The organism is Streptomyces sp. 1331.2 (assembly GCF_900199205.1).
Lineage (GTDB): Bacteria > Actinomycetota > Actinomycetes > Streptomycetales > Streptomycetaceae > Kitasatospora.
On record NZ_OBMJ01000001.1, the window covers coordinates 2,235,001 to 2,259,859 of the forward strand.

General features: G+C 73.4%; 23 protein-coding genes (1 of these 23 cut by a window edge). 7 read left to right on the forward strand and 16 right to left on the reverse strand.

Annotated features, from left to right (window positions below):
- A protein-coding gene (dut, locus tag CRP52_RS09390; protein WP_179852738.1) for a dUTP diphosphatase crosses the window boundary here: on the reverse strand, positions 1–328 show its 5' portion. Its footprint begins 140 nt before the window's first position; the window shows 328 of its 468 coding nt (coding positions 1–328); its start codon is at positions 326–328; its stop codon lies off the left edge, out of view.
- On the reverse strand, positions 328–906 hold the full coding sequence (locus CRP52_RS09395; RefSeq protein WP_097239961.1) for a PaaI family thioesterase: 579 nt from the start codon (positions 904–906) through the stop codon (positions 328–330). The genes dut and CRP52_RS09395 overlap by 1 nt, the downstream gene beginning before the upstream one ends.
- Before the next feature lie 136 nt (positions 907–1,042).
- Here CRP52_RS09395 and CRP52_RS09400 point away from each other — a divergent pair, with 136 nt between their 5' ends.
- On the forward strand, positions 1,043–1,492 hold the full coding sequence (locus tag CRP52_RS09400; protein ID WP_373560472.1) for a DUF3093 domain-containing protein: 450 nt from the start codon (positions 1,043–1,045) through the stop codon (positions 1,490–1,492).
- A 274-nt stretch (positions 1,493–1,766) separates the two neighbouring features.
- On the opposite strand, the gene CRP52_RS09405 is transcribed toward CRP52_RS09400, so the two are convergent.
- The 4 genes from CRP52_RS09405 to CRP52_RS09420 all read right to left on the reverse strand — a co-directional run bounded on the left by CRP52_RS09405 (position 1,767) and on the right by CRP52_RS09420 (position 5,937).
- A complete protein-coding gene (locus CRP52_RS09405) occupies positions 1,767–2,066 on the reverse strand; it encodes a DUF4193 domain-containing protein (protein WP_030057692.1) in 300 nt (99 codons plus the stop codon).
- 528 nt (positions 2,067–2,594) lie between these two features.
- The gene (locus tag CRP52_RS09410) at positions 2,595–3,578 is read right to left on the reverse strand and encodes an acyl-ACP desaturase (RefSeq protein WP_097235979.1); all 984 of its coding nucleotides are present in this window, start codon (positions 3,576–3,578) and stop codon (positions 2,595–2,597) included.
- A gap of 302 nt (positions 3,579–3,880) precedes the next feature.
- Positions 3,881–5,182, reverse strand: coding sequence for a sensor histidine kinase (locus tag CRP52_RS09415; RefSeq protein ID WP_097235980.1), 1,302 nt, complete (start codon positions 5,180–5,182; stop codon positions 3,881–3,883).
- A gap of 101 nt (positions 5,183–5,283) precedes the next feature.
- Positions 5,284–5,937 (reverse strand): response regulator transcription factor, encoded by a 654-nt coding sequence (locus tag CRP52_RS09420; RefSeq protein WP_097235981.1) that lies wholly within the window; start codon positions 5,935–5,937, stop codon positions 5,284–5,286.
- Between the two features lie 446 nt (positions 5,938–6,383).
- On the opposite strand from CRP52_RS09420, the gene CRP52_RS09425 reads away from it, so the two are divergent.
- Positions 6,384–6,569 carry a hypothetical protein gene (locus CRP52_RS09425; RefSeq protein WP_030057688.1) on the forward strand — a complete coding sequence of 62 codons (186 nt, stop codon included), beginning with the start codon at positions 6,384–6,386 and terminating at the stop codon, positions 6,567–6,569.
- A 199-nt stretch (positions 6,570–6,768) separates the two neighbouring features.
- Here the strand turns inward: CRP52_RS09425 and CRP52_RS09430 are convergent, their stop codons facing one another.
- Positions 6,769–7,587: an inositol monophosphatase family protein gene (locus tag CRP52_RS09430; protein ID WP_257032383.1), complete on the reverse strand. Its 819-nt coding sequence runs from the start codon at positions 7,585–7,587 to the stop codon at positions 6,769–6,771.
- A 39-nt stretch (positions 7,588–7,626) separates the two neighbouring features.
- Positions 7,627–8,769, reverse strand: coding sequence for a ferrochelatase (locus CRP52_RS09435; protein ID WP_097235982.1), 1,143 nt, complete (start codon positions 8,767–8,769; stop codon positions 7,627–7,629).
- A gap of 129 nt (positions 8,770–8,898) precedes the next feature.
- Between CRP52_RS09435 and CRP52_RS09440 the strand changes: the two genes are divergently transcribed.
- Together CRP52_RS09440 and CRP52_RS09445 are read left to right on the forward strand one after the other, a co-directional pair.
- The gene (locus CRP52_RS09440) at positions 8,899–10,155 is read left to right on the forward strand and encodes an MFS transporter (RefSeq protein ID WP_097235983.1); all 1,257 of its coding nucleotides are present in this window, start codon (positions 8,899–8,901) and stop codon (positions 10,153–10,155) included.
- Between the two features lie 101 nt (positions 10,156–10,256).
- On the forward strand, positions 10,257–11,579 hold the full coding sequence (locus CRP52_RS09445) for a D-arabinono-1,4-lactone oxidase (RefSeq protein ID WP_097235984.1): 1,323 nt from the start codon (positions 10,257–10,259) through the stop codon (positions 11,577–11,579).
- Here the strand turns inward: CRP52_RS09445 and CRP52_RS09450 are convergent.
- Positions 11,576–12,430: a hypothetical protein gene (locus CRP52_RS09450; RefSeq protein ID WP_097235985.1), complete on the reverse strand. Its 855-nt coding sequence runs from the start codon at positions 12,428–12,430 to the stop codon at positions 11,576–11,578. The genes CRP52_RS09445 and CRP52_RS09450 overlap by 4 nt on opposite strands.
- Positions 12,431–12,946: 516 nt before the next feature.
- On the opposite strand from CRP52_RS09450, the gene sepH reads away from it, so the two are divergent.
- On the forward strand, positions 12,947–14,026 hold the full coding sequence (sepH, locus tag CRP52_RS09455) for a septation protein SepH (RefSeq protein WP_097235986.1): 1,080 nt from the start codon (positions 12,947–12,949) through the stop codon (positions 14,024–14,026).
- Positions 14,027–14,112: 86 nt separating this feature from the next.
- Here the strand turns inward: sepH and CRP52_RS09460 are convergent, their stop codons facing one another.
- Positions 14,113–14,988: a sulfurtransferase gene (locus CRP52_RS09460; protein WP_097239963.1), complete on the reverse strand. Its 876-nt coding sequence runs from the start codon at positions 14,986–14,988 to the stop codon at positions 14,113–14,115.
- Positions 14,989–15,154: 166 nt separating this feature from the next.
- Between CRP52_RS09460 and CRP52_RS09465 the strand changes: the two genes are divergently transcribed.
- The gene (locus CRP52_RS09465) at positions 15,155–15,898 is read left to right on the forward strand and encodes a VOC family protein (protein WP_306458912.1); all 744 of its coding nucleotides are present in this window, start codon (positions 15,155–15,157) and stop codon (positions 15,896–15,898) included.
- Positions 15,899–15,942: 44 nt separating this feature from the next.
- Here CRP52_RS09465 and CRP52_RS09470 read toward each other — a convergent pair whose 3' ends face one another.
- From CRP52_RS09470 to CRP52_RS09485, 4 genes are all read right to left on the reverse strand, one after another.
- Positions 15,943–16,599 (reverse strand): thymidine kinase, encoded by a 657-nt coding sequence (locus CRP52_RS09470; protein WP_097235988.1) that lies wholly within the window; start codon positions 16,597–16,599, stop codon positions 15,943–15,945.
- Positions 16,600–16,660: 61 nt separating this feature from the next.
- Positions 16,661–17,848: an alkaline phosphatase family protein gene (locus tag CRP52_RS09475; protein ID WP_097235989.1), complete on the reverse strand. Its 1,188-nt coding sequence runs from the start codon at positions 17,846–17,848 to the stop codon at positions 16,661–16,663.
- A 32-nt stretch (positions 17,849–17,880) separates the two neighbouring features.
- Positions 17,881–18,480 (reverse strand): DUF5998 family protein, encoded by a 600-nt coding sequence (locus tag CRP52_RS09480; RefSeq protein WP_097235990.1) that lies wholly within the window; start codon positions 18,478–18,480, stop codon positions 17,881–17,883.
- A 91-nt stretch (positions 18,481–18,571) separates the two neighbouring features.
- A complete protein-coding gene (locus CRP52_RS09485; protein WP_097235991.1) occupies positions 18,572–21,388 on the reverse strand; it encodes a bifunctional acetate--CoA ligase family protein/GNAT family N-acetyltransferase in 2,817 nt (938 codons plus the stop codon).
- Between the two features lie 226 nt (positions 21,389–21,614).
- Here CRP52_RS09485 and CRP52_RS09490 point away from each other — a divergent pair, with 226 nt between their 5' ends.
- Positions 21,615–21,896: an HPr family phosphocarrier protein gene (locus tag CRP52_RS09490; protein WP_097235992.1), complete on the forward strand. Its 282-nt coding sequence runs from the start codon at positions 21,615–21,617 to the stop codon at positions 21,894–21,896.
- Positions 21,897–21,967: 71 nt separating this feature from the next.
- On the opposite strand, the gene CRP52_RS09495 is transcribed toward CRP52_RS09490, so the two are convergent.
- Together CRP52_RS09495 and CRP52_RS09500 are read right to left on the reverse strand one after the other, a co-directional pair.
- Entirely contained in the window at positions 21,968–23,161 is a 1,194-nt protein-coding gene (locus CRP52_RS09495; RefSeq protein ID WP_097235993.1) for an RtcB family protein, read from the reverse strand.
- A gap of 325 nt (positions 23,162–23,486) precedes the next feature.
- Entirely contained in the window at positions 23,487–24,851 is a 1,365-nt protein-coding gene (locus tag CRP52_RS09500) for a M16 family metallopeptidase (protein ID WP_097239964.1), read from the reverse strand.
- Positions 24,852–24,859: the final 8 nt, after the last annotated feature.

Sequence of the window (24,859 nt, forward strand, 5' to 3'; positions counted from 1 at the left end):
TGACCCCCTCGCGCGGGTCCAGATTGACGACGATCACCTTGATCTCTCCACGGTACCCGGCATCGACCGTCCCCGGGGCGTTCACGAGAGCAACTCCGCAACGAGCTGCGAGCCCGGAGCGCGCGTGGACGAAGGCCGCGTAGCCGTCCGGGAGCGCGATGGCGACGCCGGTGGGGAGCACCGCCCGCTCACCGGGGGCCAGGTCGGCGTCGACGGTGGTGCGCAGGTCGGCGCCGGCGTCCCCGGGCTGCGCGTAGGCGGGCAGCGGCAGCTCGGGGTCGATGCGCTTGATCAGGACGTCCAGCTGCGGGCGGGGGGTCTCGCTCACTAGGGGTTCACCTCAAAGGCTCGTGCGCGCTTCATCAGATCCGGGTCGTCGAGGACCTTCTCGATGTCCTCGGGACGACCGTGCGTGGTGAAGTGTTCCAGCTTCACCTGGATGAAGAGGGCCTGCGCCCGCACGGCGAGCGGCCCGTCCGGGCCGCCGATCCGCGCCTCGGCGGCGCTGTAGATCTTGCGGCCGTGCACGCCGGTGACCCAGGCGCGCAGGTGCAGCACCGAGTCGACGGGCACCGGGCAGAGGAAGTCGGTCTCCAGCCGGCCCGTCACGGCGGGGGCGTGCAGCAGCCAGTTGAGGGTTCCCAGGGTCTCGTCCATCGCCGTCGTCAGCAGGCCGCCGTGGGCCAGGCCGGGGCCGCCCTGGTGGACGTCCCGGACGGTGAACTCGGCCGTGACATCGAGCCCTTCGCCGGCGATCGCGTCGATCTGCAGGCCGCCGGGGTGCTGCGGGCCGCAGCCGAAGCAGTGCTCGTAGTGGGAACCGAGCCGGGTGCCGGGGGCCGGCGCCTCGGGGGCGCGGGGCGGCATGACGGCGTCCGGGGGCGGGGCCGTCGGGGTCGGCGGCATCGTGGGCGCCGGCCGGTCGGTGGGGGTGCTGGGGGCAGTCGTACCGGTCACGGGCCCCAACCCTACCGAGGGGTAGGAAGGCCCCCGGTGGGGGTGGCGTCCGCCGGCGGGCGTCAGGGCGCCCACAATGGGGGGCATGTACGACGAACGCCTCACGGTGCCGCGCTCCTGGTGGCTGCTCCCGGTCGCGGTGGGTCTCACGCTCGCGCTGGTCCTGATCCGGGTCAGCGGCCCGGCCGCGCTGGTCGGGCTGGTGGTCGGCATCGCCGCCGGCGCGGTCGCGATCAGCAGCTACGGCTCGGCCCGGATCCGCGTGGTCCAGGGCTCGCTGGTGGCCGGGCCGGCCCGGATCCCGGTGGACGCGCTCGGTTCCGCGCACGCGCTGAGCCCCGCCGAGGCGGCGGCCTGGCGCGGCCCGAAGGCCGATCCGCGCGCCTTCATGCTGCTGCGCAGCTATGTCCCGACGGCGCTTCGGGTCGAGGTGACCGACCCGGCCGACCCGACGCCGTACCTCTACCTGTCGACCCGCTCGCCGATGAAGCTGGCGGAGGCGCTGGAGGACGCCCGGCGCGGCGCCCGCACCTGAGGACGGGCCGGGCCCGAAGGACCAGGGAGCCCGGCAGGGCCCCGAAGGACCGAGAACCCGGCAGGCCCGGGAAAACGGAGAGGGACGGTTCCGCTGCTGCGGGACCGTCCCTATGACTTTGTCCTGGCCGACGAGTCGGCCGACTCCGTCCTACCGGGCCCGTCCTGGTGGACGGCTCCCGGAACTGCCGTCCGGCCCCGCTGCCCGGGGCCGGAAGGAGCGGTGTGCCGGTCCCGCGGGAGCCGCGGGCACCGGGCCTCGTCCGCCGCGGTGCTCAGGCGCCGCAGTCCCGGCAGATCGGGTTGCCGTTCTTCTCGCTGTACAGCTGGCTGCGGTGGTGGACCAGGAAGCAGCTCATGCAGGTGAACTCGTCGGCCTGCTTCGGCAGCACCCGAACGGCGAGCTCCTCGTTCGAGAGGTCGGCGCCGGGCAGCTCCATGCCCTCGGCGGCGTCGAACTCGTCGACGTCGACGGAGCCGCCGCCCTTGTCGTTCCGACGGGCCTTGAGCTCCTCGATGCTGTCCTCGTTGAGCTCGTCGTCGGTCTTGCGTGGGGTGTCGTAGTCGGTTGCCATTTTTCGCTCTCCCCCTCCGGGTTTGTGCGGTGTGTGCGGTATCTCCAGCGCACGTAACGCATGGGGGGTCGGTCTTGTGCCCGACCCGAGGCGGAGATTTTGCCTTACTTCAAGCCCTGTTACTCAATCGACACTCAGCCGGGGGTCCATCGGGGTGATCCCCGGGGCTGCCGAAGCCCTCACGCTGGGCCATCACATACCCTCCTCAAGCCCGAAAAACCGACCACGCACAGTGAGCACCGATGGTGCGGGCACCCACCGAATCCCTTACCCATCAGGGCTGCCGACCGATCCGACCGATCCGCTCGGGGGCAAAATCCGGTCACGGAGCGCGAGCGAGGCCTCCGAACAGATGATCACTCTCCGAGGTTGACCGAAATCGTGGAGCGACACGGTGTGAGCTTGGTCACGTTCGGAATCTTCCGGGGCAAACCACGGAAAATCCACCCACTCCGACCGCCCGCCGGAGACCTGCCGGAGACCCGTCGGAGACCTGTCGGAGACCTGCCGGAGACCCGCCGAAGCGTCCTAGCCGGCGTTGCGCCGGGCCTCCCGGCGGGCCAGCAGGGCGGCCTGGCGCTCGTCGAACTTCCGGGCCTGCGCGTCCAGGCCGTCCAGGAAGACGCCCAGCTCGTTCTGCGCCAGCACCCCCTCCGGCCCGAGGCCGCCGATCTCCATCACCTTGAGGTTGCGCAGCACCGGCTGCAGCACGTCGTCGTGGTGGATGCGGAGGTTGTACACCCCGCCGATGGCGATCTGCGCGGCGGCGCGCTCGAAGCCGGGAATGCCGTGGCCGGGCATGCGGAAGGCGGTGACCACGTCGGCGATGGCGCGCATGGCCTGGTCGGGGGCGATCTCCAGGGCGGCCTTCAGCAGGTTCCGGTAGAAGACCATGTGCAGGTTCTCGTCGTTGGCGATCTTCGTCAGCAGCTGCTCGCAGAGCGGGTCGCCGGCGTACTTGCCGGTGTTGCGGTGCGCGATGCGGGTGGCGAGCTCCTGGAAGGACACGTACGCGACCGAGTGCAGCATGCTGTGCGCGTTGTCGGATTCGAAGCCCTCCGACATGTGGCTCATCCGGGCCCGCTCCAGCTCCACCGGGTCGACGGCCCGGGTGGCGAGCAGGTAGTCGCGGATGGCTATGCCGTGGCGGCCCTCCTCGGCCGTCCAGCGGTGCACCCAGGTGCCCCAGGCGCCCTCGCGGCCGAACATGCTCGCGATCTCGTGGTGGTAGCTGGGGAGGTTGTCCTCGGTCAGCAGGTTCACCACCAGCGACACCCGGCCCAGCGCGGTCACCTGGGACTGCTCCAGCGACCAGGCCTCGCCGCCCAGGACGCCGTCGAAGTCGCGGCCCTGGCTCCACGGGACGAACTCGTGCGGCATCCACTCCTTGGCCACGCCCAGGTGGCGGTTGAGCTCCTTCTCCACGACCTCTTCGAGGGCCAGGATGAGCCGCGCGTCGGTCCAGCCGCTCGATCCGAGCGAGGTGCTGCTCTGCACAGGGGCGATGGTCACGGTCTTGCTCCCGGGGACGGCACGCGCAGGGACGGGCGCGTTGGGCGGGCACACGCCGTACGGACCCCGTCGGCGGGCGCGCCGACGGACTCACTTACGGTTGCGTAGGTTACGACACCGTAAGTTGCCCGGACCGGAAAAGACAAGCCGCCCCCGCCAGGCCTTATGTCGTCTTGACAGGCCTGACGGGGGCGGCTGTGAACGGTCGTTTACGGAACGGGGCGGTCAGCCCTGCGGCGAGGGCAGGTCAGCCCCCCGCGGCGGGGCCGGGGAGGCCCCCGCGCCGAGGGCTGGAGGGGCCGCTACGGCGAGGGGATGCGGACCCGCATGGTGAGCCCCCCACCGGCGCGCGGGGTGGCCTCGATGGTGCCGCCGTGGGCGCGCACCACCGAGCGGACGATCGACAGGCCGAGGCCGACCCCCTTGTCGCTGCGGGTGCGATCGGCGCCCTTGATCCGGCGGAACGGCTCGAAGATGTGCTCCAGCTCGTAGCCGGGCACCACCGGCCCGGTGTTGGAGACCACCAGCTCGCCGCCGCCCGGCACCGCGGCGGTGGCCAGCTCGACCCAGCCGCCGGCGGTGTTGTACCGGACGGCGTTCTGCAGCAGGTTGAGCGCCAGCCGCTCCAGCAGCACGCCGTTGCCCGCGACCACCGCCGGATCGAGCTTCGAGCGCAGCTCGACCTCGCGCTTCTCCGCCTCGGCCCGGGTCTGCTCCAGGGCCCGGGTGGCCACCTCGGACAGTTCGACCGGACGCCGGTCGGTCAGCTCGTTCTCGCTGCGGGCGAGCAGCAGCAGGCCCTCGACCAGCTGCTCGCTGCGCTCGTTGGTGGCCAGCAGGGTCTTTCCCAGCTGCTGGAGGTCGGTCGAGGCGGCCGGATCGGAGAGCTGGACCTCCAGCAGGGTGCGGTTGATCGCCAGCGGGGTGCGCAGCTCGTGCGAGGCGTTGGCGACGAAGCGGCGCTGGGAGTCGAAGGAGCGGTCCAGCCGGTCCAGCATGTCGTCGAAGGTGTCGGCGAGCTCCTTGAGCTCGTCGTCCGGCCCGTCCAGCTCGATCCGCCGGTGCAGGTCGGAGGAGGCCACGTCGCGGGCGGTGCGGGTGATCCGGCCGAGCGGGCGCAGCACCCGGCCCGCCATCGCGTAGCCGGCCGCGAAGGCGATCACGGCGAGGCAGACCAGCATGGTGAGCGACTTGCGCAGCAGGGTGTTGAGCGCGGAGTCGGAGCGCGAGAGGTAGTCGGCGGCCTGCAGGTCGTTGAACTGCGAGCTGTCCATCGCGGTGCTGGTCCCGTTGGGGCCGCTGACCTGGACGAAGTTGCCGTTGAAGTTGAACTTGCGCGGCTGCAGGTAGGAGACGGCGTCCTGGAAGAACACGTACATCAGCAGCAGCAGCACCACGCCGGCCATCAGGAACATCCCGCCGTAGAGCAGGGTGAGCCGCATCCGGATGGTGGGGCGGAAGGGCAGCCAGGCGAGTACGCCGTCGCCGGGGACGTACCGTCCGTTCCGGGGGGCGAGCGGGGGGTGGACGGGCTTGGGCGGTACGGCGCGCGGGCCGCCGGCGGGCGCGCCGGAGGGCCCGCCGGCCGGGGGCGGGGTGGTCATGATCGTCCTCTCGGGGCGTCCGCCGGGGCGGGCGCGGGGTGGGGGAATCCCTGGGGGGCGGGCCCCTCTTCGGATGGGGAATCCGTGGTGGATTCCGGTGGTCAGATGCGGTAGCCGGAGCCCGGCACGGTGACGATCACCGGCGGGTCGCCGAGCTTGCGGCGCAGCGTCATCACGGTGACGCGCACGACGTTGGTGAAGGGGTCGGTGTGCTCGTCCCAGGCCTTCTCCAGGAGCTGTTCGGCGGAGACGACGGCGCCGCCGGCCCGCATCAGCACCTCCAGAACGGCGAACTCCTTGGGGGCGAGCTGGACGGTGCGTCCGTCGCGGATCACCTCGCGCCGACCGGGGTCGAGCGAGATGCCGGCGCGTTCCAGCACCGGGGGCAGCGGGACGGTCGCACGGCGGCCCAGCGCCCTTACCCGGGCGACGAGTTCGCTGAAGGCGAACGGCTTCGGAAGGTAGTCGTCCGCGCCGATCTCCAGGCCCTCGACCCGGTCGCTGATGTCGCCGGAGGCGGTCAGCATGATCACCCGGGTCGCCAGGCCCTGCTCGACCACCTTGCGGCAGACGTCGTCGCCGTGGACCAGCGGGAGGTCGCGGTCCAGGACCACCACGTCGTAGTCGTTGACCGCGATGCGCTGGAGCGCGGCCTCCCCGTCGTACACCACGTCGACGGCCATCGCCTCGCGGCGCAGGCCGGTCGCGACGGCCTCGGCAAGCAGCTGCTCGTCCTCGACGACGAGAACCCGCACGGTCGTTGTCCCTTCTCCAGGCCGGCCCCGGAAGCGGACGCACGGCTCCGACGGTGCCTCCATCCTGCCTGGTCCCGCGGTAAAGCAGCGATAAGCTGCCCCCCGGGCAAGGGCCCGGGCCCCGCGACGGTGACCGTTCGTGTCGGTACCACTCCGCTTGGACTGTGACACGGGCAACTTTCTTTCGGCGGGAGGTTTCCCGCCCACCTCCGGGGGGAGGACAGCTGCACACACCCGCGATCTGGCCCTCGGCCGATCGCACCCACCCGCCGTGCGTTCATCCGCGCCGGCCCTGGGGCTGGGACATCACCGGGAGCGGCCGAAGGGCCGTCTCCGCGCCCGACCGGAGAGCAACCACCTGCCGGCCGGGGCGCTTTCACCGGCTGGTACCTCCTCGGGGCGGAGAGCGCACGACCGTGCACGTCCGACACAGTAAGGGGGCCCGTATGGACGCCTTCAAGGCCGGAATCCTGCAGCGCATAGCCAACGCCGAGCAGGACCTGCACCGCGCGATCGAGGCCGGGGACGAGTTCCTCGCCGAGGTGGAGCAGTCCGAGCTGGACGACCTCCGCCGACTCGCCGCCGAGCACGGCGTCGACACGGTGCTGGAGCGCCACCGCACCGCTGCCTGACCCGTTCTCGGCACCACCGACCCGTCGCCGGGACTCCGGCACCAGCGGCCCTGCGGGGGCCGTGCGAAATCCCAGGCCCTGGCATCCCCCGTATGCCAGGGCTCTTCGCATGTCCGGAGCAGTTCCGGGCGGGCCGGGCCGGCGAGGGCGAGCTGGCCCACCCGGAACGGCCCGCCCGGCCCCGCCCGCCCGGAACCGGTCAGTCCGCCCAGGCCCGCAGGGCGGCCAGGCGCTCCTGCAGCGGCTCGTACACGCCCGGAGCGGCGGCCACGGTGAGCTCGCGGTCCGGGCCGTGCCCGGGACGGCCGCCGACCAGGGCGCCGGCCTCGGCCGCGATCAGGCAGCCGGCCGCCCGGTCCCAGGGAGCGAGGCCGCGCTCGAAGTAACCGTCCAGCCGCCCGGCGGCGACGTCGCACAGGTCCACCGCGGCCGCCCCGCCGCGGCGGATGTCCCGCACCTCGGGCATCAGGGCCAGCAGCACCTCGGCCTGGCGCACCCGTACCGGCTGGACGTAGTTGAAGCCGGTGGCGATCAGCGCCTGGCCCCACGGCGGAGCCGGGCGGACGGAGAGCGGCCGGCCGTTCAGCCGGGCGCCGCGCCCCAGGACCGCGTGGAACAGCTCCTCGCGCGCCGGGGCGTAGACCACGCCGACGACCGCCCGGCCGTCCAGCTCGGCGGCCACGCTGACCGCCCAGGAGGGCAGCCCGTACAGGTAGTTGACCGTGCCGTCGAGCGGGTCCACGACCCAGCGCACCCCGCTGCTGCCGGGCCGTTCGGCGCCCTCCTCGCCGAGGTAGCCGTCGGTCGGGCGGCGGTCGGTGATCAGCTCCAGGACGAGCTTCTCGGAGGCGAGGTCCATCTCGGTGACCACGTCGACCGGGCTGCTCTTGGTGCCGGCCACACCGAGGTCGGCGGGGCGGCCGTCGCGCAGCAGCGCGCCGGCCTGCCGGGCCGCGTCCAGGGCGACGTCCAGCAGGTCGTCGAGGAGCCGGTCGTCGGGCAGGGCAGGGGTGGGCACGGGTCTCTCCTCCGGAAGGGGTCAGCGCTCGTGAAGGGGTCAGCGCTCGGCGACGGCCGGGCGCGGGGCGCGCGGGTTGGGGCAGCAGGCCACCGCGCACACGTCGTGGCTCGGGCCGAGCGTGCCCAGGGCGCAGCGCGTCACGCCCTCGCCGCGCTCGGTGGCGGCCCGCTCCAGCACCAGCTCGCGCACGGCGGCGGCGAACCGGGGGTCGGCGCCGACGGTGGCGGCGCGGGCCACCGGCAGTCCGAGCTCGGCGGCCTTGGCGACGGCCTCGGTGTCGAGGTCGTACTTGACCTCCATGTGATCGGAGACGAAGCCGATCGGGACCATCACCACGGCGGGCGCGCCGTCGGCGTGCTGGGCCTCCAGGTGGTCGCAGATGTCCGGTTCCAGCCACGGGATGTGCGGGGCGCCGCTGCGGCTCTGGAACACCAGCTCCCAGGGCCGGTCGGCGACGCCGGTGCGCTCGGCGAGGGCGGCGGCGATCAGCCGGGCCACGTCCAGGTGCTGGGCGACGTAGGCGCCGCCCGGCCTGCCGCGGGCCGGGTCGTCCGGGGCGCCGGAGGTCTCGGCCGCGGCCTCCGGGATGGAGTGGGTGGTGAAGGCCAGCCGGGCGCCGGCCCGCACGGCCTCGGGCAGTTCGGCCAGCGCGGCCTCGGTGGCGTCGATCATCGGCTCGACGAAGCCGGGGTGGTTGTGGAAGTGCCGCAGCTTGTCGACCCGCAGGGCGGGCACGCCCTCCTCGGCGAGGGCGGCCAGCGCATCGGCCAGGTTCTCCCGGTACTGGCGGCAGCCCGAGTAGCCGGCGTAGGCGCTGGTGGCGAGCACGGCGATCCGGCGGTGGCCGTCGGCGGCCACCTCCCGCAGGGCGTCGACCAGGTAGGGCGCCCAGTTCCGGTTGCCCCAGTACACCGGCAGGTCCAGCCCGTGGTCGGCGAAGTCCTTGCGCAGCGCGGCCAGCAGCTCGCGGTTCTGCTCGTTGATCGGGCTGACCCCACCGAACAGGAAGTAGTGCTTGCCCACCTCCTTCAGCCGCTCCTTGGGGATCCCGCGGCCGCGGGTGACGTTCTCCAGGAACGGCACGACGTCCTCGGGGCCCTCGGGCCCACCGAAGGACAGGAGCAGGAGGGCGTCGTACGGGGCGGCGCCGGAGGGGGAGGGTTTGCGCGCGTCGGACATGGCACCGATCCTGCCACTGAGGGGCCGGACGCCGTCGGCGGGGCCGCGCAGGTGCCCGGAAAATACCGTTTGCCAACGTACGTAAGCTGTGTTGACCAGCCTTGTTCCTTACCCTCACGGAGACCCCCCGTGCTGTCCAGCTACCGCCGGATATTCGCCGCCCCCGGCACCCTGGCCTTCTCCTCCGCCGGGTTCATAGCCCGCCTCCCGATCTCCATGGCCGGCATCGGCATCGTGACGATGCTCTCCCAACTGACGGGGTCGTACGGGCTGGCCGGCGCCGTCTCGGCAACGATGGCGGTCGCCGCCGCGGCGCTCGGCCCGGCGGTCTCCTGGCTGGTCGACCGCCACGGGCAGCGCCGCATCGCCCTCCCGGCCACCGCGCTCACCCTCGCCGCCGCGACCGGGCTGCTGCTCTGCGCGCACTTCCACGCGCCGTCCTGGACCCTCTTCCTCTTCGCCATCGGCCTCGGCGTCATGCCCAGCGCCGGCGCCATGGTCCGCGCCCGCTGGGCCCACCTCTACCGCGACGAACCCGCCAAGCTGCACACCGCGTACTCCTTCGAGGCCGTCGTCGACGAGGTCTGCTTCATCGTCGGCCCGATCCTCGCCATCGGCCTGGCCACCAACGTCTTCCCCGAGTCCGGCGTCCTGGTGGCCATCCTCGCGCTCGCCGTCGGCATCGCCCTGTTCACCGCCCAGCGCCGCACCGAGCCGCCGGTCCACCCGGCCTCGGCCCACAGCGGCGGCAGCGCCATCCTCAACGGCGGCCTGGTCGTGCTGGTGCTCACCTTCGTCGCCACCGGCGCGATCTTCGGCTCGGTCGAGATCGTCACCGTGGCCTTCGCCGACGCCCAGGGGCACAAGGGGCTCTCCAGCGTCGTCCTGGCCGTCTGGGCGGTCGGCTCCGGCCTGGCCGGCGTCGTCTACGGAGCGCTCAAGCCCAGGAGCCCGCTGTCCACCCGTTTCTTCGTCGGCGTGGTGATGATGGCGCTCAGCATGATCCCCATCCTGCTCGTCGCCTCCACCGTGCACGGCGTCGGCGGGCTGGTCGCGGCCGGCGCCGCCCTGCTGGTCGCCGGCGTCGCCATCTCCCCCACCCTGATCTCCGCGATGGCCCTGGTCGAACGGCTCGTCCCGGCCGCGAAGCTCACCGAGGGCATGGCCTGGACCACCACCGGGCTCGCCCTCGGCGTGGCCTTCGGCTCCTCGATCGGCGGCTGGGTGGTCGACGCCTCCGGCGCCTCGGCCGGCTACTGGGTCCCGCTGACGGCCGGCGCCCTCGGGGTGGTCGTCGCGCTGACCGGGCTCGGCCGCCTGCACGCCGCGGACGCCGCGAACGAGCCCGCCGAGGCAGCCGATCGGACCGTAGACGCCGACCGGTGAACTGACTAATCTCTCGCCCTACCCGCGGGGCCTACCTGCGGGTAGGGGCGCCCGCCCCGGACTGCGCCGACCCGTTCGGCCACGGAGCAGGAGGCACCGCAATGCCCCAGGCCAGTACCGCGACCCGCACCCGGTGGACCAACTGGGCCGGCAACCAGAGCGCCCGGCCGGCCCGGGCCGCCGCTCCCGGCACCGCGGAGGAACTGGCCAAGGAGATCCTGCGCGCCGCCGAACAGGGCCGCACCGTCAAGGCCGTCGGATCCGGCCACTCCTTCACCGCGATCGCCTCCGCCGGCGACGGCGTCCAGATCCGCCCGCACGCCCTCACCGCCGTCCGCGGGATCGACCGCGAGGCCGGCACCATCACCGTCGAGTCCGGGCTCCCGCTGCACCGGCTCAACCGGATCCTCGCCGCCGAGGGCCTCTCCCTCACCAACATGGGCGACATCGAGGTCCAGACCGTCGCCGGCGCCACCAGCACCGGCACCCACGGCACCGGCCGCGACTCCGGCTCGCTCGCCGCCCAGATCCGCGCCCTGGAGATCGTCCTCGCCGACGGCACCGTCCGGCACTGCTCCCCCACCGAGAACCCCCGGCTCTTCCAGGGCGCCCGGCTCGGCCTCGGCGCCCTCGGCGTGATCACCGCACTCACCTTCGGCGTCGAACCGGCCTTCCTGCTCACCGCCCACGAGCAGCCGATGGCCTTCGACGAGGTGCTGGAACGGCTCGACGACCTCACCGCCGTCAACGAGCACTTCGAGTTCTACTGGTTCCCGCACACCGACCGCTGCTCCACCAAGCGCAACAACCGCAGCCAGGGCCCGGCCGCCCCGCTGCCCCGGTTCAAGGAGTGGCTGGAGGACGACTTCCTCTCCAACACCGTCTGGGAGGGCGCCTGCCGGGTCGGCCGGCGCTTCCCCGGCTCCATCCCCTCGATCGCCGCACTGGCCAGCCGCGCCTGGTCCGACCGCAGCTACACCGACACCGCGTACAAGGTGTTCACCAGCCCGCGCAAGGTCCGCTTCGTGGAGATGGAGTACGCGGTGCCGCGCGCGGCCGTCGGCGAGGTGCTGCGCGAGCTGAAGGCCCTGATCGAACGCTCCGACTGGAAGGTCAGCTTCCCGGTCGAGGTGCGCTTCGCCCCCGCCGACGACCTCTGGCTCTCCACCGCCTCCGGCCGGGACAGCGCCTACATCGCCGTCCACCTCTACCGGGGCACCGCCGACCAGGGCTACTTCACCGGCGTCGAACAGCTGATGACCGCCCATCAGGGCCGCCCGCACTGGGGCAAGCTGCACACCCGCGACGCCGGGTACCTGGCCGGCGTCTACCCGCACTTCGGCGACTTCACCGCGCTGCGCGACGAGGTCGACCCGCAGCGCGTCTTCGGCAACGACTACCTGCGCCGGGTGCTGGGCGCCTAGTTCGCCGGGGTTTCGGCGGCGGGCGGCGGGGCCTGCGTCGCCCGCGTCGGCTCGTTCGCCGGTACGGACGGCTGCGGCGTCGCCCCGCCGGTGGGCTTCCCGCCGCCCGCCGACGGGGAGGAGCCGCCCGACGGGCTCGCGCTCGGACCCGCCGAGGGCGAGCCCGTACCCGTACTCGTGCCCGCGCCGGTGCTCGGGGTGGCACTCGGCTCCCCGCTCGGCCGCGTCGTCGCCGGGGCCGAGGCACCGCCGGACGGCGTGGCGTCCGACCCGCGGGGGCTGCCCGGGGCCGGCCGCTCCGCCGGGGCGTCCTGCGGCCGGGAGGACGTGGGCGCCACCGAGCCGCCGAAGGAGGTGCCGTTGCCGGACTCGCCCTTGACCGTTGCCGACACCGGCTGCCCGGTGGCCAGTTCGAAGGCCACGATCGGCGTCATCGCCAGCACGAAGACCAGCCCGGACACCACCGCGTAGCTCTTCCAGGTCCACCGCCGGCGCGCCCGCACCACCTGCGGCTCGTTCCACTCCGCGGTGAGCACCGGGGACGGCGCCGGCTCCCCGCTCGCCACCGGCACCTGGCGCAGCGTGTTGACGGCCTGGCTCGGCCCCCGGTCCACCGCCTCGCGCAGCTGTTCGCCGGTCCGCCGGAAGACGTGCTGGAACACCGCGCCACCGGTAGTGGCCCCGACGCTCACCACCGCGGCGCCCATGATCGTTCCGTAGACGCCCAGTTCGGACGCCAACAGCGCGCCCACCACGGCAGCCAGCGCGCTCGCCACGACCTGAGCCACGCTCAGATCGATCCGCTTGCGCTCCTCCTTGCCGCCCTCCTCGGCGGGGCCCCGCTCCGACATCGCATCCCTCGGTCCGTACGACTGTTCTTCGAACAAGCCACTCCATCTTGCCCAAAGAAGGACACAAGGGGCGAAAATGCGGTTCTGCACTCCCGGATTGTGTGAAGATGATCACCGTTCATCCGGTGGTGGTCCGCCATCAGGGGCGCGCGCTCTTGAGATTCCCGTGAATCGCGGGAGACTTGAGCGGCGAGCCGCCCCTCCGGATGCCACGAATGGAGTACTGTTCGTAAAGCCCGAGCCTTGGGTCGACTTGTCGACTGCGCCTGAACCGGCAGCTTGACGGGGAGCCACGGACCGGGCACGCACGGCGACGCCCGTCCCGGACCGTCGCGAACACTCCGCGTGCGAGGACGGCCGGGACACCCAGACGCGACGTCGACCGATGGCGTGGCAAAAAGGCAACCGTGCCACAGCGGCATGCCCGGGCGTGAGCCCGACACGCCGGGGAACTCAGCAAGGTTGTGGCCAGTCGCGAGCGGGCAGGCCACACTCAGTACGGGAGCAGCGACGCAGGTGACGTCGGCAGGCACCACCCGGGAGGTAACCGTGCCCGAACTGCGGGTTGTGGCCGTCAGCAACGACGGCACACGGCTGGTGCTCAAGGCCGCCGACAGCACGGAGTACACCCTCCCCATCGACGAGCGGCTGCGCGCCGCCATCCGCGGCGACCGGCCGCGCCTCGGCCAGATCGAGATCGAGGTCGAGAGCCACCTCCGCCCCCGGGACATCCAGGCGCGGATACGAGCCGGTGCCTCCGCCGAGGAGGTCGCCCAGGCCGCCGGGATCTCCGTCGACCGCGTCCGCCGCTTCGAGGGCCCGGTCCTCGCCGAACGCGCCTTCATGGCCGAGCGCGCCCGCAAGACCGCCATCCGCCGCAACGGCGAGTCCTCCGGCCCGCAGCTCGGCGAGGCCGTCGCCGAACGCCTCGCGCTGCGCGGCGCCGAGAAGGACACCGAGCGCTGGGACTCCTGGCGCCGCGACGACGGCACCTGGGAGGTCATCCTCTCCTACCGGGCCGACGGCGAAGGCCGCAGCGCCTCCTGGACGTACGACCCGCCCCGGCGCCTGGTCCAGCCCAACGACGACGAGGCCCGTGCGCTGATCGGCGAGAACGTCGAGCGCGAGGAGGAGTCGGTCTTCCCGTTCATCCCGCGGATCGCCCGGCTCCCCCAGGACCGGCCGCCCCGCCCGATGATCGACCGGCCCTCCGCCGACCGCATCATGTCGGCCCGTGAGGTCCGGGAGTCGCGGGAGGCCACCGCCGAGGCCCGGGACTCGCTGACCAGCCTGCTCGACGTGGTCCCCGCCTTCCGCGGCGACCTCGCCGTCGGCGGCCCCACCGCCATCGAGCCGGTGCCCGCCGACGTCGCCGAGGAGAACGAGGAGCCGGCTGCGGCCGCCGCCCCGGCGGTCGGCGCGGGCTCGGCCTACGCCGACATCCTGATGCCGCGCGCCGTCGCCCCGCACCGCGAGCGCCTGGTCGGCACCACCGACCGGCAGGCCGAGGCCGACGGCGTCCGGCCCGGGCGCCGGGCCACCGTGCCCAGCTGGGACGAGATCGTCTTCGGCAGCCGGCGCAAGAAGCAGGAGTAGCAGGGCTGCCGAAGGGGCGGGGGGCCGGGCCTCCCGCCCCTTCGGCGTTCCCGGGATCAGCCCGGTTGCGCTCGGACTGTTCGTGCTCAGCCCGGCTGCTCGGTGACCGCCACCGGGCGGCTCTCGTCGCTCGACCACTCGCTCCACGAGCCCGGGTACAGCGTGGCCGACAGGCCGGCCACCTCCAGCGCCAGGATCTGGTGCGCCGCCGTCACGCCCGAACCGCAGTACACCGCGGTCTCCCGCTCCCCCGCGCCGAGCGCCCGGAACCGCTCGGCCAGCTCGGCCGCCGGCAGGAAGCGCCCGTCCGCACCCACGTTCCCGGTCGTCGGCGCGGAGACCGCGCCCGGAACGTGCCCGGCCCGCGGGTCCACCGGCTCCGTCTCACCCCGGTAGCGCTCCCCCGACCGGGCGTCCAGTAGCAGGCCCTCGCGCGCCCAGAGCGCCGCACCGTCCGCGTCCACCGTCGGCAGCTGCCCCGGCACCGGCTTGAAGTCGCCCTCCCCGGCCTTGGGCAGCTCGGCCGTCACCGGCAGCCCCGCCGCCTGCCAGGCCGCGAAGCCGCCGTCCAGCACCCGGACGTCCCGGTGCCCGGCCCAGCGCAGCAGCCACCACGCCCGGGCCGCCGCCATCGAGGCCGCGCCGTCGTACACCACGACCGGCCGCTGCGCGTCCACCCCGAAGCCGCGCATCGCCGCACCGAACTCCTCCGGGTCCGGCAGCGGGTGACGGCCGCCCCGGCCGGGCGCACCGGGCGGGGCCGCGAGGTCCCGGTCCAACTCGACGAAGTGCGCGCCCGGCAGGTGCCCGGCCCGGTACTCCTCGGCCGCGGTCGGGCCGCCCGGCGCCGCACCGACCAGCTGGTAGCGCACGTCCAACAGCACCGGCGGACGCGCGGAGGCGAGCGCCGCCCGCAGCTCGGCCACGGAGATCAGCGGGGAACCGTCGTTGTAGGTCGTCATGGCGGCCATTGTCGCGCAGCGCGGCCGACGCGCCGCTCTTTGTGCGGACTTTGCCGGACTTTCCGCGCGGCCCGAGGGTTGGGCGACCGCCAGGGTGGAAGCATCACCCTCGCGCCCGAGGATCCCCGTGCGCCAACCACCCACGAGGAGGCCCGCATTGACCGCGGTGGAACTCCGACTGGCCCAGGGCACGCCCTGCTGGGTCAGCCTGCTGACCGACGACCTGCCCGGTGCCCGCGCCTTCTACGGCGAACTGCTCGGCTGGACGTACGCCCCCGGCCCCGGCCAACTCGGCGACTACGTCCGGGCCGAGCTCGACGGGCAACCGGTCGCCGGCCTCGGCGTCTCCACCGCCACCGGCTTCCCGGTGCAGTGGACCACCTACTTCGCCGTGGACGACGCCGACCGCACCGCCCAGCTGGTCCGGGAATGCGGAGGCACCGTCGCCGTCGGGCCGGTGCAGGCCGAGCGCGCCGGGCGGATGGCGATCGCCTCCGACGTCTCCGGCGCCGTCTTCGGCCTCTGGCAGGGCGAGGAGCACCTCGGCCGGGAGGCCGGCGACGAACCCGGCGGCCCGGCCTGGGTCGAACTGCTCACCCCCGACACCGAGGGCGCCGCCGTCTTCTACGCCACCGTGCTCGACCGTCCCGTCCGGCCCGGCGAGGACGAGAGCTCACTGCTCGTGCACGGCCGACCGGTCGCCGGCATCCGGCACCGCGCCGACCTGCGCGGCCACCCGCCGCGCTGGCGCACCCACTTCGCCGTCCGCGACGTCGACCTGACCGCACGTCACGCGGTCGAACTCGGCGGCCGGATCCTGGTCGAGCCGCACGACACCGCCCACGGCCGCGCCGTCCGGCTGGCCGACCCGCAGCGCGGGCACTTCTCGGTGCTGGAAGTGAGGGGTTAGGGCGGATCCCGTCGCGGACCCGGCAAGGATCCGCAGGACACGCCCTAAGCCTGCTGCTCCTCGAAGGGCAGCACGTCCGGGGAGAGCACCGAGGCACGGGCCGTCGCGGCGGTCAGCCGGCGGCGGTGGTGGCGGCGGCACAGCACCTCGTAGCCGACCTCGTCGTCGCTCACCGAGATGTCGCCGATCACCACCTGGGCGCCCTCGACCACCATCACCCCGCCGACCGTCCGCGCGTTGTGGGTCGCCCGCGCGCCGCACCAGCACAGCGCCTCGACCTGCAGCACCTCCACCCGGTCGGCCAGCTCGATCAGCCGCTGCGAGCCCGGGAACAGCCGGGTGCGGAAGTCCGTGGTGATGCCGAAGGTGTAGACGTCGATGTCCAGCTCGTCCACCACCCGGGCCAGCTGGTCGACCTGCTCGGCGGAGAAGAACTGCGCCTCGTCGCAGATCAGGTAGTCCACCCGGCCGCCCGCCGAGAGCCGGTGCACCACGTGGGCGTGGAAGTCGAAGTCGTCCGTCACCTCGACCGCCTCGGTCCGCAGGCCCAGCCGGCTGGAGACGGTCGCGGCGCCCGCCCGGTCGTTGCGGGTGAGGATCACGCCCTGCCGGCCGCGCGCGGAGTGGTTGTGGTCCATCTGCAGCGCCAGCGTCGACTTGCCGCAGTCCATCGTGCCCGAGAAGAACACCAGTTCAGCCATGGGTGGAGCAAGGGCCTTTCACATCAGGGGAGTTCGGGCACAGAGAAGTCAAGGGCACGGCTCAGCCGCGCACTTCGAGCAGCGGCACGAACTGCTCGACCGGGGTCATCGAGCCGTGCAGCCCGATCATCGCGGACTCGCCGGGCTCGTTGCGGGAGGCGACGATCGCGATGTCGTCGCGCGCCGCGGCCACCACGTCGCCGATCCGGCCGTACACCCGCTCGTCCACGGCCGGGCCGAACCAGCCCGCCGCGATCGCCTGGTCCCTGCTCGCGACCCACATCCGGTCGCCCAGCACCTCGCTCCAGACCGCGTGCACGTCGGCGGCGGCCCCCGGCACCGCGTACACGTGCCGGGCCCGGCCCTCGCCGCCCAGCAGGGCCACGCCGGCGCCCAGCTCCCAGTCCTCGTCGAAGTCGATCCGGTCCTCCGGCGCGATGTCGATCATGCCGTGGTCGGCCGTCACGTACATCGCCGAGCGCGGCGGCAGCTGCTCGGCCAGCCGGCGGGCCAGCCGGTCCACCGCGTCCAGCGTCATCCGCCACTCGTCGGAGTCCACCCCGAAGCGGTGGCCCGCGCCGTCCAGCTCGCTGACGTACGTGTACACCAGCGCCCGGTCGTGCTCGGCCAGCCAGGAGGCCGCCAGGTCCATCCGTTCCTCGCCGGTGGTGCGGCCGAGGAAGGTGCCGCCGGACAGCGCCACCCTGGTCAGCGGGGTCTGGGCGAACAGCGGGGAGGAGACCTGCGCGGTCGCCACCCCGGCCTGGTGCGTCCGCTCGAAGACCGTCGGGTACGGCTGCCAGGCGTGCGGCTCGGTCGGCGGCTGCCAGCGCAGCTGGTTCATCAGGTAGCCCGCCCCCGGCACCGCCACCGTGTACCCGGCCAGCCCGTGCAGGCCCGGCGGCGTCCCGGTGCCGACCGAGGCCAGCGAGGTCGCCGTGGTGGACGGGAAGCCCGCGGTCAGCGGACGGCCGCTGCCGCCCAGCGAACTCCCGGCCAGCGAGGACAGGAACGGCGCGTACTCGGGGTGACGCAGCAGCAGCTCCCAGCCGAGGCCGTCGACCAGGAACACCACCACCCGGTCCGCCGGGGCGATCGGCAGCGTCGCGGTGAACCCGGGGACGCCGAGGCCCGCCGCCACCGAGGGCAGCAGGTCGCACAGCGAGCCGCTTCCGTACGGGGGTGCGGGGGCCGTGGCCGGGTCAAGGATCTCGAAGGCGTCGTAGCCGTCGGCAGGTGCGAAGGACATGGAACCGGATTCGTAGCGTTCGGTGGCGGCGATCAGACCCGAGGGCCGTTGTCGATCGTCGCGTCGGACAGCGCCCGGGCGAACACCAGCGCCTGGGCCACCGTCTCCGGGCCGTCACCGGCCTCACTCACCCGCAGCGAGAGGTCGTCGGCCGTCGCCGAGCCGGTGTAGCCGTGATCCGCCTCGCAGTTCGGGTCCGAGCAGCCGGCCGGCTCCAGGTCCAGGCGCTGTACCGCGCCCCAGCCGATCGTCAGCACCACCTCGCGCGGCAGCGTCCCGGGCGTGTACGTCTCCGGGTTCGCCACCATCCGGCTCACCACGACCGAGCCGATCCGGTCCAGCCGGACGCTCTCCGTCGAGGTCGTCGCGTACGGCACCGCCGGGCTGCCCTCGGCGCCCGACTGCTCGTCGGTGTGGCTCACCACGAACCGGGTCGGGGTCAGCACCAGCACGGTCACGTGCCGGCGGACCTCGTTGGCGTCGAAGGTCGTCTCCTGGTGCACCAGGTAGGAGCTGATCGGCTCCGGGCCCACCGCGGACTCGACCGCCTCGGACACCAGGGCCGGGTAGTAGCCGCTGCGCTCGATCGCCGAGCGCAGGTCCTGAGTGGTGGTGGTACCGGTCTTCGCCATATCTCCATCCTGGCATGGTCCGCCGACGAAGCGGGCGGCGCGGCGCCAAGCTTCGGACAACAGCGCCCGGGCAGGGCGCAACCAAGGAAGGTTACAGCGTGCTCATGGCGCGCGGGCCCAGATCGCTGCGGACGGGCAGTGGCGCGACCCGCACCCGCGCCCCCAGGATCGCCAGCCCGTGCGGGGCCACGACCACGGGTTCGAGGTCCACCGAGGCGATCTCCGGGACGTCGTCCACCAACTGCGACACCCTGAGCAGCAGCTCCTCCAGTGCGCCGGTGTCCACCGCCTCGGCGCCGCGCCAGCCGAACAGCAGCGGCGCCGCCCGTACCTCCCGGATCAGCCCGGCCACGTCCTGGTCGGTGGCCGGCACCAGGCGGTGCGCCGTGTCGCCCAGCAGTTCGGCCGGCGCGCCGGCCAGGCCGAAGGACAGGATCGCGCCGACCGCCGGGTCCACCGTGGCGCCGATCACGGTGTCCACGCCGCGCGGCGCCAGCCGCTGCACCACCAGCTCGGCCTGTGCGGCGCCGCCGAGCAGGGCGTCCAGCTCGCGGTGGGCGCGGCGCAGGCCCTCCTCGCCGGTCAGGTCCAGCCGGACGCTGCCCAGGTCGGGGCGGTGGCGCAGGTGCGGGGCGGTCGCCTTCAGGGCCACCGGGTAACCGAGCGAGGCCGCCGCGGCGACGGCCGTCGCCTCGTCCGGGGCCGGCAGCGTCGGCGAGACGTCCACGCCGTAGCGGGCCAGCAGCTCGCGGGCCTCGGCGTCGGACAGGGTGATCCGGGCGCCGCCGGGCTGGGTGCGCGCGGCTGTAGCGGTCCGGGTGCTCAGCGCCGCCGCCACCAGGGTGCGGGCGCCGGGCTCGTCGATCCGGTCCAGCTCCGGGACGCGCGCCGTCTCCTCCGCCTCGGCCGTCCGGCGGCGCCACTGCGCGTAGTGCACGGCGTGGGCGAGGGCGTGCACGGCCCGCTCGGGCGCCGGGTACGCCGGGATGCCGCCGGGGCGCAGCCGGGTGGGCAGGTCGGTCAGCGCCAGGTGGGCGAGCACCAGCGGTTTGCCCAACTCCTTGGCGCGCTCGCCGGCTTCGAGCAGGGCGGCGGCGATCTCCGGGTCGTCCGAGCCCATCGCGGGGTCGTCCTCACCGGTCAGCCGGCCGCCCATGAAGGCGTGCGCGGAGGTGCCGATCGGCGGGATGGCGACGGCGATCACCGCGTCCACGGCCGGGTCGGCCAGGGCGACGTCGAGTGCGATCCGGAAGTTCTCGCCGGTCGCGGCGGTGGTCAGGTCGACGGGCGTGCGCGGCCGCAGGCCCGCGCTCAGCAGGGCGTCGTAGGTGAGCAGGCCCAGCGAGTCCGAGTTGCCGACCACCGCGACCCGGTCCCCCGGCGGCAGCGGCTGCAGGGCCAGCAGCTCGCCGGTGTCGTACAGCTCGGTGATCGTCGCGACCCTGATCACGCCCGCCTGCTCGAACAGCGCGTCCACCGTGGCGTCGCGCAGGCCGGTGGCGGTGGCCGGGACGGCGTGTCCGGGCGGCAGGCTGCCGGTGTGGCGGGCGCCCTTGACCACCACGATCGGCTTGACGGCGGCCAGGCGGCGGGCGATCCGGGTGAACTTGCGCGGGTTTCCGAAGGACTCCAGGTAGAGCAGCACCACCCCGGTGGCCTCGTCCTCCGCCCAGTACTGCAGGAAGTCGTTGCCGGAGACGTCGGAGCGGTTGCCCACCGAGGCGAAGGAGGAGACGCCGAGGCCGCGCCGGTGGGCGGCCTCCAGCAGGGCCACCCCGATCGCGCCGGACTGGCAGAAGATCCCGAAGGCGCCGCGGCCGGGCAGGCGCGGGGCGAGCGAGGCGTTCAGCGGGTACTCGGGGTCGGTGTTGATCAGGCCGAAGGCGTTCGGGCCGATCACCCGCATCCCCGCCGCGCGGGCCTGGCGGACCAGCGCGCGCTGGCGGTCCCGGCCCTCCGGCCCGGTCTCCGCGTAGCCGGCGGTGACCACCACCAAGCCCCGCACGCCGTGGGCGCCGCACTCGGCGACGGCGGCCGGGACGGCGCTCTCGGGGACGGCGATCACCGCGAGGTCCACCGGCCCGGGAATGTCCAGAATCGAACGGTGCACCGGGACGCCGTCCAGCTCGGTGCCGGGCGGGGCGTTGCGGTTCACCGCGTGGACGGGGCGCTCGGCCGGGGCGCTGCCCAGCAGGTCGCGCAGGATCGCCCGGCCGACGGTCTGCGGGTTGCGGGAGACCCCGAGCACCGCGACCGAGCGCGGGGTGAGCAGCCGCTGGACCGAGCGGGCCTCGGCGCGGTGCTCGCGGGCGCGCATCACGGCCAGCGAGCGCTCGGTCTGTTCGAGGTCGAACTCCAGGTGCACCACGCCGTCGGCGAAGCTGCGGTGCTGGGTGTAGCCGGCGTCGGTGAAGACCTTCACCATCTTCCGGTTCTCCGGCAGCACCTCCGCCTGGAAGCGGCGGATGCCGCGCTCCTGCGCCACCGCGGCGATGTGCTCCAGCAGGGCGGAGGCCACGCCGCGGCCCTGGTGGGCGTCCTGCACCAGGAAGGCCACCTCGGCGTCCGTCCCGGTGTCGGAGGGGCGGCCCTCGGCGTCGATCCGGTCGTACCGGACGGTGGCGATGAAGCGGTCCCGGACGACCACCGCCAGGCCGACCCGGTTCACGAAGTCGTGGTGGGTGAAGCGGCGGACGTCCTTGTCGGAGAGCCGCGGGTAGGGGGCGAAGAAGCGGAAGTACTTGGACTGGTCCGAGACCTGCTCGTAGAACTCCACGAGGCGCCCGGCGTCGGCGGGCGTGATCGGCCGGATCCGGGCCGTACCGCCGTCGCGCAGCAGGATGTCCGCTTCCCAGTGCTGCGGATAGTCCGGTTGCTGCTCGGGGGTCGCTGCCGCGGAGTCGTCCACGTTCGTCAGGTTATCCGGCGGTGGGCCGAATGGCGCCTGACCTGTGCCCGCGGCAGGCTGGACGGGGCCGGCGGCCGGGGTTTATGCCCCGAAAAGAAACAATCACAAGTCCTGAACGCGGCGGCTCGCGGGGGCTGTCTGCGTGCAACACTGGTCTAGACAACACGGTCGTTTCCCCCGCTCCCCGAGCACGGCCGTGACCAGCTTCACCGGAAAGGCACGTCTCATGGCCGAGCGCCGCGTCACCATCGGTTGGGCCGAGGGCCTGCACGCCCGTCCCGCCTCCGTCTTCGTCCGGGCCGTCACGGCCACCGGCGTGCCGATCACCATCGCCAAGCCGGGCGGCAACCCGGTCAACGCCGCCTCCATGCTCGGCCTCCTCGCCCTGGGCGCCCAGGGCGGCGACGAGGTCATCCTCGCCTCCGACGCCCCCGACGCCGACCAGGCCCTCGACCGCCTCGCCAAGCTCGTCTCCGAAGGCCTCGACGAGCTCCCCGCCGCGGCCTGAGACCACGCAAGGCTCACGAAGCGCCTGATCGGGGTGCCACCGGATTCCGGTGGCACCCCGATCTGCTGTGGTCAGCCCTTGACGCAGACGACCTGCTTGAGGTGCGCGACCACCTCGACGAGGTCCTTCTGCTGCTCGATGACCTTCTCGATGTTCTTGTAGGCGCCCGGGATCTCGTCCACCACGCCGCTGTCCTTGCGGCACTCCACGCCCGCCGTCTGCTCGGCGAGGTCCCGCGTGGTGAACCGCTTCTTCGCGGCGTTGCGGCTCATCTTGCGGCCGGCGCCGTGCGAGGCGGAGTTGAACGCCGCCTCGTTGCCCAGGCCGCGGACGATGTAGGAGCCCGTCCCCATGGAGCCGGGGATGATCCCGAGGTCGCCGGAGCCGGCCCGGATCGCGCCCTTGCGCGTCACCAGCAGGTCGACGCCCTCGTACCGCTCCTCCGCCACGTAGTTGTGGTGGCAGCTGATCACCTCGTCGAAGGTGACCTCCGCCTTGGTGAACTCGTTCCGGACGACGTCCTGGAAGAGCGCCATCATGACCGCGCGGTTGTGCTTGGCGTACTCCTGCGCCCAGAAGAGGTCCTGGCGGTAGGCGGCCATCTCCGGGGTCTTCGCCAGGAAGACCGCGAGGTCCTGGTCGATCAGGCCCTGGTTGTGCGACAACGACCGGGCCACGCCCATGTGGTGCTCGGCCAGCTCCTTGCCGATGTTGCGGGACCCGGAGTGCAGCATCAGCCACACCGCGCCGGTCGTATCGACGCACAGCTCGATGAAATGATTTCCTCCGCCGAGCGTGGCCATCTGCTGCATCGCCCGCTCGCGGCGCCACTTGACGTCCTCCGCGATGCCGTCGAAGCGCTGCCAGAAGTCGTCCCAGCCCGCCGCGCGGAAGCCGGGCAGCTTGCTCGGATCGACCGGGTCGGTGTGCAGGCCGCGGCCGACCGGGATGGTCTGCTCGATCTTGTTGCGCAGGCCGGACAGGTCGTCCGGGAGGTCGTCGGCGGTGAGCGAGGTCTTCACCGCGCTCATCCCGCAGCCGATGTCGACGCCGACCGCCGCCGGGCAGACGGCGTCCTTCATCGCGATGACGGAGCCGACCGTCGCGCCCTTGCCCAGGTGGACGTCGGGCATCACGGCGAGGCCGCGCAGCCAGGGCAGCGAGCTGATGTTGCGCAGCTGCTGCATCGCCGCGCCCTCGACCGTCGCCGGGTCGGTCCACATCCGGATCGGGACCCGGACGCCGGGGACTTCGGTGTACGTCATGGGTGAACGACCTCCAGGGGTCGGTGAGTTCAGCGGAAGGAATGCCGCGCGTAAGAGAATCCCGGTGCGGCTCGGGGAAGTTCAGGGGTGGGCGCGCTCAGGCAGCCGACGCGACGCAGGGGAGATACGGCCTTGGGGAGCGTCGTCGTATCGTTCGCTCGACCCGCATGGTGACCGCCTCCTTTCCCGTTCGTCGCAGTTCGCACGTGGTGTGCGTCGGGGAACATCTATCCACGGAACCGGCCGGGCCCGCAATGGATTTAAAACGCGTCCGGCCCGGCGGAGCGGGTGCTCCACCGGGCCGGACGACAACGGCAGCCGGACGTCAGCTGACGACGGTGACCTCGCCGATGCCGAGCGCCCGCACGTCGTCGGCGATCGCGGCGGCGTCGCCGACCAGGACGGTGACCAGGCGGTCCGGCGGGAAGGCCGCCACGACGGCCTCGGTGGCAGCCGCGGTGGGCAGTTCGGCGAGCTGCCGGTAGACCTCGGCCTGGTAGTCGTCCGCCAGGTACTGCTCGACCTGGTCGGCCAGGGTGCCGGCGACCGAGCCCGCGGTCTCGTACTTCAGCGGGGCGACGCCGACCAGGAACTGCACGGCCTCGTCGCGCTCCGCGTCGGTGAGGCCCTCGGCGGCGAGGGTGCGCAGGATGGTCCAGGTGTCGGCGAGTGCCGGCGCGGTGGAGGCGGTGTCCACGGAACCGCTGATGGCGAGCAGCGAGCGGCCGCTGCCGTCGGCGGCGGAGCGCAGCGGCTGGGCGAAGGAGCGGACGCCGTAGGTGTAGCCCTTCTCCTCGCGCAGGACGCGGTCCAGGCGGGAGGTGAGGGTGCCGCCCAGGCAGTAGGTGCCGAGGGTCTGGGCGGCCCAGACCGGGTCGTGGCGGTCGGGGCCGATCCGGCCGATGAGCAGCTGGGTCTGGACGGAGCCGGGGCGGTCAACGATGACGACCCGGCCGTGGTCGTCGCCGGCGACCGGGGCGTGCCGGGAGGGCTCGGCGGCCGGGCCGCTCCAGGTGCCGAGGGTGCTCTCCAGGAGGGCGGGCAGGTCGACGCCGGTGAGGTCGCCGACGACCACGACGGTGCTGGTCGCGGGGTGCACGTGGGCGTCGTAGAAGGCCTTGACGGCGGTGCGGTCGATCGACTTGACGGTGTCGGCGGTGCCGGCGCGGGGCCGGGAGAGCCGGTCGGCGGCGTCGAAGAGCTCGGCGTAGAGGGCCTTGGCGGCGCGCCGGGCGGGGTTGGCCTGCTCGTGGACGATCTCGTCCAGGCGGTTGGCGACCAGGCGCTCGATCTCGGCCTCGGGGAGCGCGGGGGCGCGCAGGGCGTCGGCGAGCAGGGAGAGGCCGCGCTGGAGTCGGGAGGCCGGGACCTCCAGGGAGACCCGGATGCACGGGTGGTCGGCGTGGGCGTCCAGGGTGGCGCCGGCGCGCTCCAGCTCGCCGGCGAACTCCTCCGCGCTGAGGGTGTCGGTGCCCTCGTTGAGTGCGCGGGCGAGGATCGCGGCGACGCCGTCCAGGCCCTCGGGCTCGGCGGCGAGCGGGGCGTCGAGGAGGACCTCGACGGCGACGAGCTGCTGGCCGGGCCGGTGGCAGTGCAGGACGGTGATGCCGTTGCCGAGGGCGGCGCGCTCGGGGGCGGGGAAGGCCCAGGGGCTGGGGGTGCCCGGCTGCGGCTGGGGGTGGAAGGTCATGGCGGGGA